Origin of the sequence: Clostridium saccharobutylicum DSM 13864, from assembly GCF_000473995.1 — a bacterium.
Classification (GTDB): Bacteria; Bacillota; Clostridia; order Clostridiales; family Clostridiaceae; genus Clostridium; species Clostridium saccharobutylicum.
Map to the genome: position 1 here is coordinate 1,929,857 of NC_022571.1, position 19,863 is coordinate 1,949,719.

18 protein-coding genes are annotated in these 19,863 nt (G+C 26.6%); 13 read left to right on the forward strand and 5 right to left on the reverse strand.

Annotated features, from left to right (window positions below):
* Positions 1 to 539: 539 nt before the first annotated feature.
* Positions 540 to 773 (reverse strand): hypothetical protein, encoded by a 234-nt coding sequence (locus CLSA_RS08430; RefSeq protein WP_041716201.1) that lies wholly within the window; start codon positions 771 to 773, stop codon positions 540 to 542.
* Positions 774 to 1,356: 583 nt separating this feature from the next.
* Here CLSA_RS08430 and CLSA_RS08435 point away from each other — a divergent pair.
* From CLSA_RS08435 to CLSA_RS08450, 4 genes are all read left to right on the forward strand, one after another.
* Positions 1,357 to 1,848 (forward strand): CarD family transcriptional regulator, encoded by a 492-nt coding sequence (locus tag CLSA_RS08435; RefSeq protein WP_022745327.1) that lies wholly within the window; start codon positions 1,357 to 1,359, stop codon positions 1,846 to 1,848.
* Positions 1,849 to 2,034: 186 nt separating this feature from the next.
* The gene (locus CLSA_RS08440) at positions 2,035 to 2,949 is read left to right on the forward strand and encodes a S66 peptidase family protein (RefSeq protein ID WP_022745328.1); all 915 of its coding nucleotides are present in this window, start codon (positions 2,035 to 2,037) and stop codon (positions 2,947 to 2,949) included.
* 40 nt (positions 2,950 to 2,989) lie between these two features.
* Complete coding sequence (locus CLSA_RS08445) at positions 2,990 to 3,808, forward strand: SH3 domain-containing C40 family peptidase (RefSeq protein ID WP_022745330.1); 819 nt, start codon at positions 2,990 to 2,992, stop codon at positions 3,806 to 3,808.
* A 92-nt stretch (positions 3,809 to 3,900) separates the two neighbouring features.
* On the forward strand, positions 3,901 to 4,086 hold the full coding sequence (locus CLSA_RS08450) for a hypothetical protein (protein WP_041716204.1): 186 nt from the start codon (positions 3,901 to 3,903) through the stop codon (positions 4,084 to 4,086).
* A gap of 103 nt (positions 4,087 to 4,189) precedes the next feature.
* On the opposite strand, the gene CLSA_RS08455 is transcribed toward CLSA_RS08450, so the two are convergent.
* Positions 4,190 to 4,813, reverse strand: a complete 624-nt coding sequence (locus CLSA_RS08455; protein ID WP_022745336.1) for a manganese efflux pump — start codon at positions 4,811 to 4,813, stop codon at positions 4,190 to 4,192.
* 507 nt (positions 4,814 to 5,320) lie between these two features.
* On the opposite strand from CLSA_RS08455, the gene leuA reads away from it, so the two are divergent.
* Positions 5,321 to 6,991, forward strand: coding sequence for a 2-isopropylmalate synthase (gene leuA / locus CLSA_RS08460; protein ID WP_022745339.1), 1,671 nt, complete (start codon positions 5,321 to 5,323; stop codon positions 6,989 to 6,991).
* A gap of 242 nt (positions 6,992 to 7,233) precedes the next feature.
* The gene (locus CLSA_RS08465; RefSeq protein ID WP_022745342.1) at positions 7,234 to 8,964 is read left to right on the forward strand and encodes a sensor histidine kinase; all 1,731 of its coding nucleotides are present in this window, start codon (positions 7,234 to 7,236) and stop codon (positions 8,962 to 8,964) included.
* 257 nt (positions 8,965 to 9,221) lie between these two features.
* Here CLSA_RS08465 and bglS read toward each other — a convergent pair whose 3' ends face one another.
* The gene (bglS, locus tag CLSA_RS08470; protein ID WP_022745346.1) at positions 9,222 to 9,962 is read right to left on the reverse strand and encodes a beta-glucanase; all 741 of its coding nucleotides are present in this window, start codon (positions 9,960 to 9,962) and stop codon (positions 9,222 to 9,224) included.
* A gap of 293 nt (positions 9,963 to 10,255) precedes the next feature.
* On the opposite strand from bglS, the gene hisC reads away from it, so the two are divergent.
* Both hisC and CLSA_RS08480 read left to right on the forward strand, forming a co-directional pair.
* Positions 10,256 to 11,320 carry a histidinol-phosphate transaminase gene (gene hisC / locus CLSA_RS08475; protein WP_022745349.1) on the forward strand — a complete coding sequence of 355 codons (1,065 nt, stop codon included), beginning with the start codon at positions 10,256 to 10,258 and terminating at the stop codon, positions 11,318 to 11,320.
* A gap of 308 nt (positions 11,321 to 11,628) precedes the next feature.
* The gene (locus CLSA_RS08480) at positions 11,629 to 13,233 is read left to right on the forward strand and encodes a leucine-rich repeat domain-containing protein (RefSeq protein WP_022745352.1); all 1,605 of its coding nucleotides are present in this window, start codon (positions 11,629 to 11,631) and stop codon (positions 13,231 to 13,233) included.
* Positions 13,234 to 13,362: 129 nt separating this feature from the next.
* Here CLSA_RS08480 and CLSA_RS08485 read toward each other — a convergent pair whose 3' ends face one another.
* Positions 13,363 to 13,752, reverse strand: coding sequence for a recombinase family protein (locus CLSA_RS08485; RefSeq protein ID WP_041716206.1), 390 nt, complete (start codon positions 13,750 to 13,752; stop codon positions 13,363 to 13,365).
* Between the two features lie 454 nt (positions 13,753 to 14,206).
* On the opposite strand from CLSA_RS08485, the gene CLSA_RS08490 reads away from it, so the two are divergent.
* The 4 genes from CLSA_RS08490 to CLSA_RS08505 all read left to right on the forward strand — a co-directional run bounded on the left by CLSA_RS08490 (position 14,207) and on the right by CLSA_RS08505 (position 17,779).
* Positions 14,207 to 15,148, forward strand: a complete 942-nt coding sequence (locus CLSA_RS08490; RefSeq protein ID WP_022745353.1) for a GTP-binding protein — start codon at positions 14,207 to 14,209, stop codon at positions 15,146 to 15,148.
* A gap of 166 nt (positions 15,149 to 15,314) precedes the next feature.
* On the forward strand, positions 15,315 to 15,944 hold the full coding sequence (locus CLSA_RS08495) for a GTP-binding protein (RefSeq protein ID WP_022745355.1): 630 nt from the start codon (positions 15,315 to 15,317) through the stop codon (positions 15,942 to 15,944).
* Positions 15,945 to 15,981: 37 nt separating this feature from the next.
* Positions 15,982 to 16,983 (forward strand): permease, encoded by a 1,002-nt coding sequence (locus CLSA_RS08500; protein WP_022745358.1) that lies wholly within the window; start codon positions 15,982 to 15,984, stop codon positions 16,981 to 16,983.
* A gap of 40 nt (positions 16,984 to 17,023) precedes the next feature.
* Positions 17,024 to 17,779 (forward strand): TIGR03943 family putative permease subunit, encoded by a 756-nt coding sequence (locus tag CLSA_RS08505; RefSeq protein ID WP_041716208.1) that lies wholly within the window; start codon positions 17,024 to 17,026, stop codon positions 17,777 to 17,779.
* A 200-nt stretch (positions 17,780 to 17,979) separates the two neighbouring features.
* Here CLSA_RS08505 and CLSA_RS08510 read toward each other — a convergent pair whose 3' ends face one another.
* On the reverse strand, positions 17,980 to 18,609 hold the full coding sequence (locus CLSA_RS08510; protein ID WP_022745365.1) for a hypothetical protein: 630 nt from the start codon (positions 18,607 to 18,609) through the stop codon (positions 17,980 to 17,982).
* A 323-nt stretch (positions 18,610 to 18,932) separates the two neighbouring features.
* On the opposite strand from CLSA_RS08510, the gene CLSA_RS08515 reads away from it, so the two are divergent.
* On the forward strand, positions 18,933 to 19,799 hold the full coding sequence (locus CLSA_RS08515) for an SDR family oxidoreductase (RefSeq protein ID WP_022745369.1): 867 nt from the start codon (positions 18,933 to 18,935) through the stop codon (positions 19,797 to 19,799).
* The last annotated feature ends 64 nt before the right edge of the window (positions 19,800 to 19,863 follow it).

Genomic DNA, 19,863 nt, shown 5'->3' on the forward strand with positions numbered 1-19,863 from the left:
TATAAAATTAAAAACAGCATAAAGTATAAATATATTTATAAAATTGAGGCTGGGATTTAATCCTAGCCTCTCTTTTGACGTTAAAAATAATTTTGACGACTTGTTTTGGTAATGAGAATTAAAATACTAAAGTTCTTTAAATACAATGCATTACCAAGCCTATTTAGTTAAATATTATGTTACGATAATTTATATCTAAGATGTATCTCATTTTATCACTTCAAAATATTGCTTTTAGTATTATATATTTAAAGCTTTGGAAATGCCAATATTTAAAAAATGAGATTTATAACGTAAGCAAAATTGTAAGAACATCAAATCATGGTATTTATCAAGGAATAAAATAATTAAGTAATAAAATATAAAAGTTTTAGAAATAGGGCTCTTATTTCATAGTACGAGAAAATTATAGAATTTTTTAGCACTGAAAATCAGAGCATATATTGACTGAGATGTAACTACAAAAGTATTTTTAAAGAAAGTAATTAGAATAATATCTATTAAATGATTGTTATAAATTATAAGCTTGGCAAGAAAACTTAATTGTTAGATGTTCTAAGAAATTTAACAAATTCTATTTCGTTTGAATTTAAAGATAAGGTGACGTGTTTACCAACAAAAGTAAAATGTTTGTTATACAAATAGAAATTTTCAAATGCTTTTACTATAGTGATGTCTTTCTTATTAGTAGGACTAGGGTATGTAACATATTGAAAATCTTTTATTTCAATTTCTTTGCCTGATTTTAAAGAAATATAAACGCTATTTTCCATAATACTAACTCCTTTCAATATAATTTTACTATATTTCTAATTAAAAGAAATAATAAGGGAATTAAAAAGAAAAAAATAGTTATAAAAGGAATATAGAAAGAAATAAAAAGTAAGAAAATATAGTATTTTTAGACAATTTAAATAAATGAATCAAGAACGTAATAAATATGCTTCATTAGATTATACGTTTTGCTAATATGGGTATTTATAACAAAAATTTTTATTTGCGAACATATGGAAAATTAAAGTGAATTCCTATAATTATTAATAAAGTTATTTATGTAACTATGAAGCGAGGTATTATAAAAATTATCTACTTGCCTAAATGTAAGATATTATTAAATTTATGAATTATTTGGTATTTCATAGGAAAAATTGGTTAGAATTAAATAATAGCTAATGATTTATTGATTCAATAAAATTAAAATAATTTAAATTTTTTACATTAAATAATGGATTTTTGTGCAAAATATATATAAGTTATTTATTTTATTACAATTATAAATAAATTTATTACTATGTTTTTTCTGAGTTCAATTATTTAAGAATTAAATATGTTATAAAATTAAGGAAGTGAAAAGTTTTGTTTAAGATAGGAGATAAGATCGTTTATCCAAATCAAGGAATAGGAATAATAGATTTTATAGAGGAAAAAGAATTTAAGGGAGAAAAGCAGAGTTATTATAAAATGCATTTATTAAATAATACTATGAAAGTATCAATACCTTGCAGCATGGTGGAAACATCACATATGAGATTGATAAGTGATTCTAAAACTTTAGATAATACTTTAAAACATATAAATAAATTTATACATGAAGTAGAAACATTAGCTAGAATTAATTATAAAGAAAGAAATGCAATTTATTTAGGAAAAATAAAACAGGGAACCTTAGATAACTACTTAGAGGTGATTTGTAATCTTACTCAACTTAAAAAAAATCATTCATTGAATTCAACTGAAAAACATATACTTCGTAATGCTAAGAAACTTGTAATAGAAGAGATATCACAAGCTAAAAATTTATCTAATGATGAAGCAAGTAACCTACTAGATGTATCTATTGGATTTTAATTTATCCAACTTTATTAATAATGCCCAGTAGTTTTAGTTTTAAATTACTGGGCATTATTATATTAAAATCATCATAAAAATAAGTGTTGAATATATTAGATATTTTCATGTGCCTAAAGATTCTAATAATTTTTTTAAAAGTTTAGATGTATGGTTATGTTGTGATTTGAAATGGGGGCTTAAAATATGATAAGACCAAGACCATTAAAAAAAGGTGATAATGTAGGATTAATAGGGACTTCAAGTCCAACTCCTAAAGAACGTATTAAACCAGCTATTGAAGCTATGGAAAGATTAGGACTTAATGTAGTCTTAGGGGAGAGTTGTAAGTCCTCTTATGGTTTTTTATCTGGTAGTGATGAACTTAGGGCAAATGACATAAATATGATGTTTAAAGATGAGACTATTAAGGGGATTTTTGCTATAAGAGGAGGGTATGGTTGTGCTAGATTGCTAAATATGATAGATTATGAAAATATTAAAAAAAATCCAAAGATTTTTGCTGGATATAGTGATGTAACAGCGCTACACATTGCGTTTAATCAAAAATGCAAACTAATAACATTTCATACGCCAATGCCAGCAACTGAATTTTATAATGGTGTAGATGAATATACTATGGAATATTTTAAGAAAAACATTTTTAGTAATAAACACATTGGGCGTTTAGAAAATGCTCTAAGTGGTGGAGATATGAAATCCTTAGTAGGTGGTAAGGCTAAAGGGCGATTAGTTGGAGGAAATCTTTCACTTGTAGTTTCATTGTTGTCTACTCCATATGAGCTTAATACAAAGGGGAAAATTTTATTTTTAGAAGATGTTGATGAAATTCCATATAAAATTGATAGAATGTTATTGCAGTTAAAACAAAGTGGAAAGTTTAGAGATGCTTCAGGTATTATTCTAGGTAAATGGACAAACTGCGAAGCAAGTGAAGGATGTAGTAGCTTAAGCTTAATAGAGATATTTAATCAACTTATTGCTTCGGAAAACAAGCCGACTATTTATAATGTAAGTTGTGGACATTGTGTTCCGACTATGAGTTTGCCACTTGGTGAAGAGGTTTTTATTGATGGAGATAAAAGCGAAATAGTTTTTTAAAATAATATTTAATAAGAATTTATGTTCTGGAGGAAGAACAATGAAATATGGGGTTGTTATTAAAGAGATAGGTCATATACAAAGTATTCCACAAAATAATAGTGAGAATTCAGATGAAGTATTATTGGGAATGAATGTGAAAATCATCAAAAAAGTCAACAATAATTGGTATTATATAAGAACTCATTATAATTATCAAGGATATATAAATGGAGAAGAATTGTTGATAGATGATAGTATATCAAAGCGATGGCAAAAGTGCAAAAATGTAGTTGCAATTCAAGGGCTTGGAGATGTACTTGATATGCCAAAAGCAGAAGGACATCAAATTGCAAGTTTCACTAGAGGGGCTCAGTTAATTTCAACTAATGTGCTTTGCAGCAAAAAAAAGTTTGTCAAAGTAGAGCTTCCAAATGGAAAGTTTGGCTGGGTTAGAAAAGAATTTTTAGAAGAATTAAAAACTACCTATGATATTAAAGATGAAGATAACTTAAGAGAGTCATTAGTAAGATCGGCTTTTAGCTATATAGGAACTCAATACAGGTGGGGAGGAAAATCCCCTTTAGGTATAGATTGTTCAGGACTTTGTTCTATGGCTTATATGTTAAATGGAATAATAATTTATAGAGATGCAAAGATAAAAGAAGGATTTCCTATAAAAAGAATTCCGATTGATAAAATGAAAAAAGGAGATTTGCTCTTTTTCCCTGGACATGTGGCTATGTACTTAGGAAATGACAAGTATATTCATGCATCTAATAATAATGATGTGGTTAGGGTAAACAGTTTTAACAAAAATGATGAAGATTATTATGAGTATTTAGATGGAAAGTTAAAAATGGTTGGAACTATTTTTTAAGATAAAAGAACATAAGAAAATTAAAAATGGTTATTTACAATTTATGGTAAAATGATATAATGTTAGAAGGTAATAAAAGGGAGGATGAAAAAATGGTTGCTAGTAGTGCAGGGTTATTAGCTGAAATAATTGATGATGCAGAAGCTAAAGGTATTAAGAAGGGAATTGAAAAGGAAAGAATATCAATAGCAAGAAAACTCTTAAAAAAGGGGCAAAGCATAGATTTAATTATGGAAATAACAGAACTCACTAAAGATAAAATGGACAAATTACAATAAAAGATGAAATAAATTTTATAGAGGTATAGTATAAATAACTAGAGGCAGGATTTTCCTGCCTCTAGTTATTTATTAAATTAGTTAGTTATTATATTAATTACTTTTAAATAATAAACTTAAGGATTCCAACTATTATTAAAATAGTTCCAGAAATTAAATTATTATATTTTTTTAACAAGCTTGAAAGGTAAGTGCTGCATATAAAATTTCCACAATAAATACTTAAAATCGTAACTATAAAATTTAGGAACACACTTATTGATATACTTATACCAGCAATACCGGCACCAATACCTATAATTAAATTATTAATTGTAAGTGCAGTAGAAAGAATTAAAGCTTCTAATAAATCTATATGATTAGATTTATTAACATCCAATATGATTGGATCTTCTAAAATATTTTTGTAGTGTGAGTCATCACCAATGTAATGAGATGTGTCATAACCGTTATTTTTCTTTTTTAGCCTTATATACTCAATAATAAAATAAACTCCAATAAAGCTCAAGAGTGTACCACCAAATTGATTACTTAAATTAGGATCAATAAAATGTAATAATACTTTCCCAAGATACATGGAAATAAATGTACCAAGAGAAGTAAAGATTGCAGTGAGTAGGGTGCTGGTTTTATTTATGTGTATTTTTTTCATTCCAAAGGACAACGAAACTGAAATAGTATCAAAATTAGAAGAAAGTGTTAATAATAGTGATGATAAATAATTCATATCCTACTCCTAAAAATTACTATATTACAATATATTCTGTAATTAATAAAAGGGGAACGAATATTTATTATAAAATGTAGTAAAACTATTGTAGAATTTTTAAAATTTATGAGTATCGGATGAATTTTTATATAGAATATGTATTTTAATGCTCATGAGTTTCATTAAGCATAATTAATAACCACAATAATAAGTATAGATATTAATAACTGGACATGGTTATAATTATTGATAAATTATCAATAAAAACATAATTAAAACAAACAAATGTTTAATAAAAGCTGTTAAAAATGATTAAATTATTTACACGCTATGAAAGATGTGGTAAAATACTTTTAATGTTCTAAGGATTAAAGAGGTGATAATAAGTGGGGTTAATAAGAAAGTAGATAAGAAAATTATATTTATTATGAAGATTCGAGGTGTAGTTGAGGGATTATACCTGGAAATGTAGAAAGTATTTAAAAATAGAATTTGTAATAAATATATATTTCGGGGGGCAATTAAATGTTAAATTATAAAAAATATAAAAAATTCGAAACAATAAAATTAAAGGATAGAACTTGGCCAGATAAAGAGATAGAAAAAGCTCCAATTTGGTGTAGTGTAGATTTAAGAGATGGTAATCAATCTTTAATAAATCCTATGACAGTAGAGGAAAAAATAGAATTTTTTAATTTATTAGTTAAACTTGGATTCAAGGAAATTGAAGTGGGATTTCCTTCTGCATCACAAATTGAATATGATTTTTTAAGAAAATTAGTAGATGAAAATCTTATTCCAGATGATGTAATAGTACAAGTTTTAACACAAGCTAGACCACACCTAATCAAGAAAACATTTGAAAGTTTAAAGAACGTAAAAAAAGCAATTGTTCATATATACAATTCAACATCGGTACTTCAAAGAGATGTTGTATTTAATATGACAAAGGAAGAAATAAAAGAAATTGCAATTGAAGGAACAAAATTGGTTAAAGAATATGCAGAAAAGTTTGATGGAGAAATTTTACTTGAATATTCACCAGAAAGTTTTACTGGAACCGAAGTTGAATATGCATTGGAAATTTGTGATGCAGTACTTGATGCATGGGAAGCTAATAAGGATAATAAAGTTATAATAAATCTTCCAGCAACTGTAGAAATGGATACACCTAATGTGTTTGCTGATCAAATTGAATGGATGTGTAGAAATTTTAAAGATAGAGAAAGAGTAATATTAAGTGTGCATCCTCATAATGATAGAGGAACTGGAGTTGCTGATGCAGAGCTTGCATTACTTGCAGGAGCTGACAGAGTTGAAGGGACTTTATTTGGTAATGGGGAAAGAACTGGAAATGTAGATGTATTAAATATTGCGTATAATATGTTCTCTCATGGAGTTAATCCTGAATTAAATCTTGAAAACATAAATGAAATTATTGAAGTATATGAAAGATGTGTAAAAATACCGGTACATGTAAGACATCCATATGGAGGAAATCTTGTGTTTACAGCATTCTCGGGTTCGCATCAAGATGCTATAAATAAAGGAATGAAGAAGTATCAAGAAAGACATGATAATATATGGCAAGTACCGTATTTACCTATAGATCCAAGTGATTTAGGAAGAGAATATGAAGCATTAGTTAGAATAAATTCTCAATCAGGAAAAGGTGGAGTTGCATTTGTTATGGATCATTGTTATGGATTCAAGATTCCTAAGACAATGCAAAAAGAATTTGCTGATGTGATTCAAAAAATGTCTGAAGTAAAAGGCGAAATTTCTCCAAGTGAAGTAATGGATGCATTTAGTAAAGAGTATCTAGATTTAGAAACACCATTTAAGTTAGTTAAATCTACATTCTCTGATATATCTGAAAATAATGAATATGGGGATACGAAAGCAAGTATAGAAATAATTTATAATGGTGAAAAGAGAAATCTTGAAGGTATAGGAAATGGGCCTATAGATTCATTTAAGAGAACTTTAGCTGAGAGTAGTCTAATAAATGTTACAATTATAGATTATACAGAACATGCTTTAAGTACTGGTTCTGAAGCAAAAGCTGCTTCATATGTATATATGAAGAGAAATGATACTGATAATAAAACTTATGGTGTAGGGGTTGATAGCAATATTACAAGAGCATCAATAAGATCAATGATGAGTGCAATTAACAGACTATATGCAAAATAAAACTTTAATGATTTATTAGAGCTTTAAATGAATTATCATGCAGTGATATATAAAAGTTATTACAAGGAAGTGTAATCTTATTTGTAATAACTTTTTTATTTTTAAATATAAAAAATAAAGGGAAAGCGTAAAAAGATTAGGAAAATGTATACAAAAATGTTATAATAATATCAAAGTAATTTATGAGTTGGTTAAGGAAACATATCATAAAAATATTATTTTTAATAAATGGGGTATAAAATATGTCAGATAAAGTGCACACGGAAAAAACAAAATATACATTAATTGAGAAGAAAGATTCCAATAAGCATTTGAGTGAAGATTTAGCAAAACATTCTAAAAAATTAACTGAAATACTAAAAAAGTTAGAATGTAAACTAAATTGTAATGGAGTAAGTATATTTTTATATGATGAAGAAAATAATACGCTAGAATTATATGTAAAAACAGAAAAAACAAAAGTAGTTGAACGTGAATATGATTTGAATTTATATAAAAATATAAGAGCAAGAGTAATTGAAAATAAAGATGGTTTAAGAATAAATGTCATAAAAGATAATATAAATAACAAATATACAGAATTACGAAATTATTATGTTTTTTCTTATGCTATAACATATGATGATGAATTTTTGGGAATTATAAATATTTATGGAGATAAAAAATATTATATATCTGAATATATACAAGACTGCTTTTTTGACAAGATTGCACTTATGGTAAAAAATAGGAAATTGTCATTGGAGCTAAGTAGAGAAGTTGAAAAAAGAATTGAAATAGAAAATGAATTAGAAATGTTCCTACAAACTTCGACTGATTTAGGCGGAATAATTATTAAGAAAAATGATTGCGTTAAATTAGTTAAGTCCAGTAAGAGATGGAAGCAAGTTTTAGATTGGGATGAAAAAGAACTTAATGATATGCGATTAAATAATTTAATACATCCAGATGATTTAGAAAAATTTAATTTAGAAATTGATAAAGCACTTAAAACTGGATTTGGGGAAAATTTAATTATAAGGCATAAATGTAAAAATAATCAGTATAAAATTATAGAATGGAATTGGAGATATTTATCTAAAGGAAAGATAATTGTTTTCATTGGAAAAGATAAAACAGAACAGTTGAAATTAATCGAAGATAAAAAAAAGCTAGAAGAGATAGTTGATTTAGAAAAGTTCAGAACTGAATATTTTACAAATATGTCTCATGATTTAAAGACACCATTAAATATAATATTGACTTCTGTACAAGTAATGCTTGCTAATTTCGAAAATGAAGATTTAAGTGAACATTATAAAAAAATGGTTAGACATTTAAATGGTGTTAAACAAAATTCATATAGGTTATTAAGACTTGTGAATAATATAATTGATATTACAAAAATAGACAGAGGATACTATAAGCTTAAGCTTGGAAACTATAATATAGTAAGTGTAATTGAGGATATAACATTATCAGTTGTAGACTATATGAATAATAAAAAGAGAAAAATTATTTTTGATACAACTGAAGAAGAAATTTTAGTTGCTTGTGATCCGGAAAAAATAGAGAGAATAATACTTAATCTATTATCAAATGCTTTAAAATATACAAATGAAAATGGAGTTATTGAAATAAATATAGAAACAGATGAAGAGAAGAAAAATGTAATTGTGCATGTAAAAAATGATGGAGAGCTAATACCAAAGGAAGATTGTGATAAGATATTTTATAGATTTAAGCAGTCTGAGAAACTTTTAGAGAGAAGATGTGAAGGCAGTGGTATAGGATTAGCACTTGTCAAGTCACTTATAGAGCTACATGGGGGATGTATATGGGTTAATACAGAACTTGCAAAAGGTGCTGAATTTATATTCTTAATTCCAATAAAAACAGTAGGAAATGAGTGCGAAGATAATATACAATCCAAAAATATAAGCTCGAAAATAGAAAAATGCACTATTGAGTTTTCAGAGATATATTCAATATAGTTATAGGGCTGTGCACTAATTTTAGTGCACAGCTCTTTTAGCATAAAAATAAATCTCAGATTCTACTAATCTGAGATTTATTTTTTATACTAACAACTTGTCCTAAATTGCATATTATAAAAATATTTTGCTTTATTATTTTTGAATAATTTATATTTTCAATAATCTTTACTTTTTTATTATAATGTTAGACCCAAATAAATGATATATTTATTTGATTGTTTTTCAAGTCTTACATGTGAATTAGTGTACATTCATTACTGTGGATCATAAGACATCCAATCGTAAGATGCGTTAAGTGGAGTTTTACCATCATAAGCATTTAACCATGAATCTACACCTGTTCCAGGCCATAAATTCATAATAATTTTACCAGCATGTGATGGAATATTATTGTATGCTCTATGCACTTCCACTCCATCTACCAACCATGCAATATAAGTTGGTTGCCAATTAAAGGCATAAGTATGGTAACTTTTTGAAGCATCAAATCCTAAATTATAAAGATACTCATGATTACCTACACCGTTTGTATAATAATTGAATTGTACCTTTGTAGTATCTTTGCCTAAAAACTCTATATCTATTTCATCCCAAGGAGTATTATCTGATGGTCCTGTATAAGTAAAAAATGAAGAAACTATACCAGTATTTTTTGCTGGTTTCATATTTACTTGGTAGAGTCCATATCTGTAAGTATCATTTGTGCGATATTCTCCACCCGCATATGGTAAAGCTCCACCTTGAGTATCTTTACTGATATTAAGATTCATAGCTCCATTGTTAAACTTAACATTACTATCTCTCCAAGTACAGTTAAACATGTTCCCGTTAGACCATCCATTTGATTTTGACCAAGCACTTGTATTAAAATAATTAAATCCGTCACTAAAGTGTTTTGTAGTCAATGCAAAAGCTTGTGTTGGTATTAAAGCTCCTACCAAGAAAGTACTTACTAGTGTTCCTAATATTGCAGTTTTAATTTTCTTTATGTTCATATATTTACCTCCTAATAAAAATGTTTACAATTTTATTATATGTATATGTTTCCATTTTGTAAAGAGCTTTATTAAAGTGTCTTATTTTTGAAAAATTAATAATTATCCAATATCTTATTTGGAAAATATTTTATAAAAAATAAAAAAATGTTATTGATAACGGATTTTAATCCGTTAATGCAACAGCTTTATTTTATCGCTTTAAATTTTTAGTAAAATTAATTTATTATATAGTTTTATTGTATAATAGTATTATAAATAAAAAAAGCAAAAGCAAAAATGGGGGCAAGAAAATGAGTAAATATTGGAATGAAACTGTAAATAATATAGAACCGTATATTCCAGGGGAACAACCTAAAGATAAGAAATACATAAAACTAAATACTAACGAAAATCCATATCCGCCATCTAAAAAAGCTATAGAGGCAATGGAAAATGTGATTAATGATGATTTAAAGCTTTATCCAGATCCAACTTGCAGTGAACTAATAAGTGAAATAGCAGTGAAATATGGTGTGGATGAAGATGAAGTATTTGTAGGAAATGGATCTGATGAGGTTTTAGCATTTTCATTTATGACTTTTTTTTCTAGAGAAAAGAGAATTTTATTTCCAGACATAAGTTACACTTTTTATAAAGTGTACTCTGAATTATTTAAATTAAATTATGAATTAGTCAAATTAGATGATGATTTTAATATACCACTAGATGAGTTTAAGAAGTCTAATGGTGGAATAATAATACCTAATCCTAATGCACCTACAGGAAAATATATAGATACTGAAAATTTAAGAAATTTAATAGAAGTAAATAAAGAAAGTGTAGTTATTATAGATGAAGCTTATGTAGACTTTGGAGGCGAATCCATGGTTAAATTTATTAAGGACTACCAGAACCTTCTTGTCGTGCAAACTTTATCTAAGTCACGTTCATTAGCCGGCATGAGAGTTGGATTTGCTTTAGGACATAGAGATTTAATTGAAGGATTAAATAGAATAAAAAATAGTATGAATTCTTATACAATAGATAGGGTTGCACTAGCTGGTGCTAAAGCTGCTATAAATGATAATGAATATTTTAATGAAATAACGAAAAAGATAATTAATACAAGAGAGAATTCAACTAATCAATTAAGAGAATTAGGTTTTAAGGTTTTAGAATCAAAAGCGAATTTTATATTTGTAACTCATGAAAAAGCAAATGGAAAATTCCTTTATGAATCTTTAAAAGATAATGGTATATTAGTAAGATACTTTAATAAGGATAGGATTGATAACTATTTAAGAATAACAATAGGAACTGATAATGAAATGGATGTTTTAATTGAGAAAATTAAAACTATATTAGAAAATTTATAATATCAAAATTATAATTTAGAGTGTGATTATAAGATTTAAAATGAACGCTAGGTTAGTCAATTATGACCATCGACTAATCTGACGTTTATTTTAGTTTTTGCTTTTTGTCGTATTTACAGTATAATCATTTATCGGAATTTTTGTTTTTATAAGTTAAAATAATAATAAATTGATATTAATATGGAAAAATGGTATAATATAATGTATTGAAGTTAAGGGAAAGCATTAAAATAAGATATAGCAAAATAAAAATATTATTAATAATTGCTACAATTTTATGTATTGAAATTAAGGGGGATTCTTAGAAGATGGGATATAATAAAATAAAAGGACTAGCTATAATAGCTACAATTTTATGTATTAATAGTATACCTGTAATTGCTCATGCAGATGATAATAGTGCAAAAGTTCAAACTGCACAGGTAACAAGTAAGCAACTTGCACAGCCAAGTAACTATCAAGCTTCACAGGAAAACAGTTACCAAGCTGCTAATTACGAAAGTGTACAAACTATTAAAGAAAATGATTTAAAAGGACAAGCTGAAACTAAGGGAGACGCTAAGCTTGATCTTAAATCAAATTGGTTGACTAAAGAAATAGCTAATGAATTAAATAAAGATGTAGATGATCTTACACAACAGGATTTGTTAAGCATTAAAAAACTTGATTTACATGATACAAGAATAGATGGAAGTATACCAGAAGAAATTGGATTATTAACTAATTTAGAGTATTTAAATTTAAATGATTGTAGACTATATGATGAAGTTCCAGAAGCTATGGGAAGTTTATCTAAATTAACTTATTTAGATTTAGGTAACAATAAAATTAAAGGAATACCAGATAAGATTAAACAAAAAATTGCTAGTGGAAGTTATAGCTATTGTGATATTGAAATGAATGATTTTTCACTTGATGAAGGTTGGTATTTCTTAAAAGGAAAGTGGTGCTATATTGATAGCAAAGGTGACAAACTTACTGGATCTCAAACAATAGATGGTAAGAAATATGAGTTTTCTGATGATGGGACTATAAAATTTGGTTGGGAAACTGTAGATGGTAAGCGTTATTATTATGATAAAGCAAGTGGCATGGCTAAAAGTGATTGGAAATTAATTGATGGTAAATGGTATTACTTTAATGAAGAAGGTGTAATGCAAAAAGGATTACAAAACATTAAAGGTGTAAAATACTTTTTAGATGATAATGGAACAATGGTAACAGGTTGGAAGTTAATATGGGGAAAATGGTATTCTTTTTCTAATTCAGGTGGCATGCAATATGGCTGGATAACATCAAACGGAAAAAGTTATTATTTAGATGCAACAACAGGAGCTATGGCGGCTAATGAAACAAAAACTATTGATGGTAAATCATATAGATTCGATAATGATGGTTCAATAATAAAAAATGTTTGGTTAGACACTTATACATATGTTCAACCAAATGGAGATGTAGTAAATACTTATTCAAATTACTCTCATTCAAATACAAATTATCAACTGTTTAAATATATGACTGATGAAAATAATGAAGCAAGTGTTGATAGTACAGCAGTATTATTACATGGAGGAATAACTAGTAATAACTGTGTTTATTTCACATCAGAAGCGTTAAGAAGAATTGGTGTTGGAGTTCCAAGAAGCACTGCCAATACTTATCAACTTGAGAGTCAATTACAAAGTATTGGATTTGTAGCATCTTATGATTTTTCACAAATAAAACCAGGTGATGTAGTATTTACAAATGGATATACTCATGTTTACATATTCATGTGTTGGGATACTGATGGTTATGCATACATTGTGGATAATCAAGGATCTTTATATGGTGGTACGCTTCACAGAAGAAAAATAGTAGAAGATACAGAAATGACAGATAGAGCAACACATTTCTTCTATTATCCAAATTAATAAAAAAATATTGACAAGTTATTTTAATTATAGAATTAAAGAGGTTCACCCAAGAGGGAAGAACCTCTTTTTCATGAGAAGATTATTGATTTTGATATTAGATGCACAATACTAATTAATATTTCAAATTCAACACTCTAAGTTCAAAAAAGCGTTTAAGATTAAGCTTATTAGAGGTTTCTCATATGGATTCGTATTGGTATTAAGCTTTTCAGAAACGCTAATAAGATCAATACCATAGTGATTTAGAAGAGTATAGGTATTTTGAAAATTCTTAAGGTTTTTAAAAAGAGATTTAAGATTATAACATATTAAAATATCAAAGTTTTTTGAGGCAGCATCGGCCATTAATTTACTAAAAACAAAGTTGTTGTTAGTAGGAGTAGACTTCTCTTCATAAATGAAAACCTTATCAATGTAGTTTTCATTGTAGTAAGAATTAATATATTCCTTACATAATTTTAATTGTTCATCACAATTCATTGTTAAAGAATTATTTGCGTATATTGCAACTTTCATATTAACACCTCTCTATAATAATTTATTTGATTTTATAAGGATAATTTCACAATTATATTACATTTAAGCATATCTGTTAAATTACTTTGTGCAAATATTAATTTAATAGATAAGATTTTTTTATTTTAATTAATATAGTTTAAAATTCATTACACAAAAAATTGATATTTATAAATATATTTTAAACCTTAATATATATTTATGAAATAGTATTTGGAAATATTTTTAAAATATAAAAATATTTCCAAATACTTTGCAGTTTTATAAAAAATATATATTATAATTTTTATGCTTAAATAGATTAAGTTATTTGGACATAGTTTTATATAAATTATTCTTTGGAATATATGAATAAATATAAAAATTATATGAGTAACAATATTTTGCATATATAGGATACAAATATAGTATACATATAAATATGAAAATTATTATATGAGGAGGAACAGTTGTTATGAAGACTACTGTTGATATATTTTCAGGTTTTTTAGGTGCTGGTAAAACAATGCTTATAAAAAAGCTTTTAAATGATAATGTTTATGGAAAAAGCACAGTTATTATAGAAAATGAGTTTGGCGAAGTTGGAATAGATGGTGAGATATTAAAACAAAGTAATATAACAGTAAGGGAAATAAATTCAGGATGTATATGTTGCCAAGTATCAGGAAGTTTTGGTGATGCGATACTTGAGGTTAGTAGAAAATATAATCCGGAAAATATAATAATTGAGCCTTCAGGTGTTGCAAAGTTAACTGAAGTATTAAGCATATTAGAAGGAATAAAGTTTCAACATAAAATTGAAGTCAGAAATATATTTACGTTGATAGATATTCAAAATTTTGATATGTATATAAAGAATTTTAAGGAGTTTTATGAAAATCAAATAAGAAAAGCTAATAAGATTGTATTAAGTAGAACTCAATTTGTAAATGATGAAAAAATTGAAAGTACAGTATCATCTTTAAAAAAATTAAATGCTAAAGCGGAAATAATATATAAGCCTTGGAGTATGCTAGATGGAAAAGAATTTATGAAGAACAACAACATAGAGCAGAAAAAAGAGATATCTATGATTAAATCTAGTGCTATTAAAACTTTTAGGAAAGAAATAAATCATAAAGCTAATGATGTTTTTGAAAGTTATCCTATAGATTTAATTAATAGTACAAGTACGGAAGAACTTAAAAAGAAGTTTCAATTTATAGCTAATAGCAATAAGTTTGGTGAAATAATAAGGGCAAAAGGTGTTATTGAAAGTATAGATGGAGGATATTATCAATTTGATTATGTTCCAAATGAATTTAAAGCTAGAAAAATTAAATGGTCTAATAAAAATGTAGTTTCAATAATAGGAAGTAAATTAAATAAAAAAGAGCTCAAACAATTATTTAGATAATAATTAAACTCTTTATCTGATGAAAAATATACATGACAACTTTAAAATTGTTATTTTTTCATGTACCTTATTTTCAGGTGTTTTAAGTAAACAGAGAGCTAAAAAAGTAGTGAACTTAAGTGGTTCAGTTTTAAAGTTATTACTGTAAGTGGAGGAATAGAGAAAAATGAAGATAGATATTGAAATTGTAACTGGCTTTTTAGGCTCTGGAAAAACATCATTTATAAATTCCCTTTTAAGTGAAAGTCAAGTTGAAGGCGAAAAGGTTTTGATTTTTCAATTAGAGTGTGGAACAAGCAGAATTACACATTCTAGTGATGTAAATTATCCAATAAAATTAGTTCCAATAAATGAAGTCAGCGAATTAAATGAAGCAATGATTTATTCAATAAGAAAATACAATCCTAATAGAATAATAATTGAATATAATGGAACCGCCAATCTAAAGGAATTAATTGATATATTAAATAAAAAAGTTTATAAAAAATGTAGTAAAATCTCAACAATATTTTTTGTGACTAATGGTAAAAAAATTAAACAACATGTAGAAAATATAGGAAATCTTATAGTTCCATTTATAAAATCTTCTAATATGATTGTCGTTAATAATATAGAAAATTGCAACAAAGACATTTTAGAAGCAGGGGTTAAAAGGTTAAAGCAACTTAATCCAAAAGCTTATATTTTAAAAGTGAATAATAAATATGTTTTAAAATCAGCTCTAAGAGAAACTAAAGTTTTAGATAATGGATATTTCAAAAAATTAAAAGTTAAATTAGAAAACTATAAAAGATAGGAAAAGATAATATCTAAAGTGGGAATGGGGGGAACTTATGAAGAGAAAAGGAACAATAGGATCTTTTGCTTTAATAAGTTTAATAATTTTATTAGGATATATAATCTATAAAAAATATGGAGCAAATTTAAATAGAGAAGAAATAGAAGACTTTGCAACAATTTTTACAAGTATAATTCTTGATGCAATCCCTTTTATTATTTTAGGATCATTTATATCTGCAATAATTCAAATATATGTTTCAGAAGAAACTATAGCAAAGTTTATACCAAAGGAAGGAAGTATACTTGGATATTTTGAAGCAGCTCTTATAGGAATTATATTTCCAATATGTGAATGTGCAATTATTCCTATAACAAGAAGACTTATAAAAAAAGGATTACCAGTGGGATTTGGAGTAACTTTTATGCTTTCAGTACCAATAATTAATCCAGTTGTAATAATGTCTACATACTATGCATTTTATGATAAACAAACTATGGTAATTTTAAGAACTGCAGGTGGATTCGTAGGAGCTATATTAATAGGGATTATTGTAAGTGTGCTTCAAGGTGATAAAGACTGCTTACTTTTAGATTCATTGGAAAGTGATAACTACTGTAATTGTGGATGTAATGCTTATATAGGAGATAAAAATAAATTTAGAGCAATTATAGAACATACAAACAGAGAATTTTTAGATATAGCCAGATATTTAATATTTGGAGCATTTATATCAAGTATATTTCAAGTAGTAGTATCTCATGGAGGATTTACATTTATATCAGAAAATAAAACTTTAGTAATTATATTCATGATGTTTCTTGCTTTTGCATTATCTCTTTGTTCAGAGGCTGATGCCTTTGTAGCAAGAAGTTTTTTAACTCAATATTCATTTAGTGGAGTAGCTGCTTTCTTAATTTTAGGACCAATGTTGGATTTAAAGAATCTAATTATGCTTGCTGGAGGATTTAGAAAGACATTTATTTTTAAATTGATATTATCAACATTAAGTATAGTGTTTATAATAGCTTACATTTTTATGATTTGTGGAATTTAGACACATAAAAATAAATAATAAGGGGAGAAAAATAAGAAATTTGAAAAGATTTAATTTTGATGAATTTTTGTGGTTTATAATAATAACATTATTAGATATATGTCTAATTTATTTGGTTGTTACAGGAAAAATAGAATTTTATATAGGAAAAAAAATGATTATATATATTTACGTTACTATAGCTGTAATAAGTATTATTTCAATTTTTCAAATAAGTAATATATTTACTCCTAAGAGCAGTGGCGATTTCAAAATAAAAATGTTGCCTATAATATTAACACTAATAATTGGTGTTATATCAGTTTGCGGACAAGGTACATTTAAACATATTGAACTGGATAAAGAAGTTAAAGAAAGTGATTCACAAATTAATCTTAAACATAATCATGATGATAATCTAAAAAATACAAACTCTTATATAAGTGAGAGCGATTTAAATAAAAACACTAAAGATGGTTTTTTAATAATAAATGAACAAAATCCACTAATTCTCAAGGATATAGTTGCAAATTCACAAAAATATATAGGAAGAAATTTAGAGATTCATGGATTTGTATGTAAAGAAAGTTACTTAAATAAAAATCAGTTTGTTATAGGAAGAGTTATAATGAATTGCTGTGCTGCTGATTCTGAAGTTGTTGGTATAATAGGTGAATATGAAAATAGCATTGATTTAAGAGAAAATCAATTAGTTAGTGTAAAAGGAAAAATTAATTATTCAACTATAAATGATAATGATGGAGTAGAACATAAAGTTCCAATCATAAAAATATATAAATTAGAAACTGAAGATTAAAATATATAAAAAAACAATATGATGATTTTTAGAGCAATTATTGGTGTTGCATAATATCTAATGAAATAATGTTTTTATAAATAAAAGTTTGTGTAAAAGTGAACTCTTATTTTATTTTTGTAAAAAATTAGCAGCTACAAAATTAAAGTTTTGTAGCTGCCATTGATTTATATAAAGTTTTGTTATAATGTATTAATTTTTTATTTATATTGTTCAGCTAAAATAACTTGAACATATCCAAGTTTATCTCCAGCAGAAGCGTTAGGAACAACACTTATTTTATAAGTGTCAAATTTATTATTCCATGAAAACTCACTAGGAGATACTGAATCAGAATCAACTGCATTAATGCCTAGAACTTTAAGAACATTATTAGCATCAGCTGGATATTTCATTTCTGTTTTAGGAGTTATCTTAACTTGTCCACATATTGAATCATAGTAAGTAACATCAAATGTATAGTTATCTTTTTCGTAAGTTGAAGTATTTCCGTTTTGTGAAGTAGGATCTCCAAGTAAAGCTTGTATAGCAGTTGCATCTTTATCTTTAAAATCAGCAACAGTTGCTACTTGTGTAACTTCAACTGTTGGGGCACTATTTTCCCCTAATACACTAGAATTGTTAGATTTATTTTCTGAACTTGCTGAATTTCCTCCAGCAGGTGAAGCAGCTGGATCTCCAGAAGGTGTTTGCTGATTTGATTCTGTAGATTCAGTTGAGGCTGTAGATTCAGTTGAAGATGTATCTTTATTAGCCTTTGTACCACAAGATATCAAAGCAGTTGAACTAACCATTGCAACTAATATTAAACTAAGAATTTTTTTATTCATAAATAATTTCCTCCAATTTTATGAAAACATAATAGAGCACATATGAAATAAACTTGAAATTTAATATTCATTTTAAATTTACTTATTAATTTCAATGCTCCAACATTTAAATATTATATCATCATTTAGTTGAAATGTAGATTTATTTCATAAATTTTTAAGAAATTTTTAATTTTAATAAAAATTAAGAAATGAATATTAAGATTAAAATTATAATTTAAAGTAAAGAGAGAAGTGTAATTTTAACATAGATAAATATTTATTATACATCTAGGAAAAGCTAATTAATATAAACATAATAAAGTATACGAGGAGGAATTAAAATGGATTTTCCAACATCTTTTCCTAGCCAACATCAAGATGAGCAGCCAGGGCTTGAATATGAAATGAAACCATCACCAATTTTTGATGATCCTAAATATAATAAAAAGGGTGATGCATTAAATAATAAAGTAGCTATAATTACGGGTGGTGATAGTGGAATAGGAAGAGCAGTTGCGATAGCATATGCAAATCAGGGAGCTGATATTGTAATTGTATATAATAATGAAAATAAAGATGCAGAAGAAACTAAAAAGTTAATAGATGGAATTGGAAGAAAGTGTACTCTTATAGCAGGTGACATAAGCATAGCTAGTTTTTGTAATAGTGTTGTAGAAAAAACTATGAGTGAGTATGGAAGATTAGATATATTAGTTAATAATGCAGCAGTTCAATATGAATGTACAGATATAAAACAATTGCCAGATGAGCAATTTGATAAGACATTTAAGATTAATGTTTATGGGACATTTTATATGACAAAAGCAGCAATGAAACACTTAAAACCTGGAAGCTGTATAATAAATACAGCATCTATAGTAGCTTACAAAGGTAATGAAACTTTAATAGATTATTCAATGACTAAAGGAGCTATAGTAGCATTTACAAGATCATTATCTATGGCACTTTCAAAGGGAAAAACAGGCATACGAGTTAATGCGGTAGCACCAGGGCCAATTTGGACACCACTTATTCCTGCAAGCTTTAAGGGGCAAAAGATATCACAATTTGGATCAGATACTCCAATGGGAAGAGCGGGACAGCCAGTTGAATGTGCTGGAGCATATGTATTTTTGGCTTCAGAAAATGCTTCCTATATTACAGGCCAGACAATACATGTAAATGGAGGACATATTGTAAATGGTTGAATAAACTCACTAATCCGTGCAAATTCCTACTAAGCCCTTGTAAAACCGCCATTCGAATCAGAAT

What these genes read in the sequence shown, in the direction of transcription:
- CLSA_RS08485 (WP_041716206.1), bottom strand. Translation starts at nt 13,752, where the DNA reads ATGAAAGTTGCAATATACGCAAATAATTCTTTAACAATGAATTGTGAT.
- CLSA_RS08500 (WP_022745358.1), top strand. Translation starts at nt 15,982, where the DNA reads ATGAAGAGAAAAGGAACAATAGGATCTTTTGCTTTAATAAGTTTAATA.
- hisC (WP_022745349.1), top strand. Translation starts at nt 10,256, where the DNA reads ATGAGTAAATATTGGAATGAAACTGTAAATAATATAGAACCGTATATT.
- CLSA_RS08440 (WP_022745328.1), top strand. Translation starts at nt 2,035, where the DNA reads ATGATAAGACCAAGACCATTAAAAAAAGGTGATAATGTAGGATTAATA.
- CLSA_RS08430 (WP_041716201.1), bottom strand. Translation starts at nt 773, where the DNA reads ATGGAAAATAGCGTTTATATTTCTTTAAAATCAGGCAAAGAAATTGAA.
- CLSA_RS08490 (WP_022745353.1), top strand. Translation starts at nt 14,207, where the DNA reads ATGAAGACTACTGTTGATATATTTTCAGGTTTTTTAGGTGCTGGTAAA.
- CLSA_RS08445 (WP_022745330.1), top strand. Translation starts at nt 2,990, where the DNA reads ATGAAATATGGGGTTGTTATTAAAGAGATAGGTCATATACAAAGTATT.
- CLSA_RS08510 (WP_022745365.1), bottom strand. Translation starts at nt 18,609, where the DNA reads ATGAATAAAAAAATTCTTAGTTTAATATTAGTTGCAATGGTTAGTTCA.
- CLSA_RS08455 (WP_022745336.1), bottom strand. Translation starts at nt 4,813, where the DNA reads ATGAATTATTTATCATCACTATTATTAACACTTTCTTCTAATTTTGAT.
- CLSA_RS08495 (WP_022745355.1), top strand. Translation starts at nt 15,315, where the DNA reads ATGAAGATAGATATTGAAATTGTAACTGGCTTTTTAGGCTCTGGAAAA.
- bglS (WP_022745346.1), bottom strand. Translation starts at nt 9,962, where the DNA reads ATGAACATAAAGAAAATTAAAACTGCAATATTAGGAACACTAGTAAGT.
- CLSA_RS08465 (WP_022745342.1), top strand. Translation starts at nt 7,234, where the DNA reads ATGTCAGATAAAGTGCACACGGAAAAAACAAAATATACATTAATTGAG.
- CLSA_RS08515 (WP_022745369.1), top strand. Translation starts at nt 18,933, where the DNA reads ATGGATTTTCCAACATCTTTTCCTAGCCAACATCAAGATGAGCAGCCA.
- CLSA_RS08480 (WP_022745352.1), top strand. Translation starts at nt 11,629, where the DNA reads ATGGGATATAATAAAATAAAAGGACTAGCTATAATAGCTACAATTTTA.
- leuA (WP_022745339.1), top strand. Translation starts at nt 5,321, where the DNA reads ATGTTAAATTATAAAAAATATAAAAAATTCGAAACAATAAAATTAAAG.
- CLSA_RS08450 (WP_041716204.1), top strand. Translation starts at nt 3,901, where the DNA reads ATGGTTGCTAGTAGTGCAGGGTTATTAGCTGAAATAATTGATGATGCA.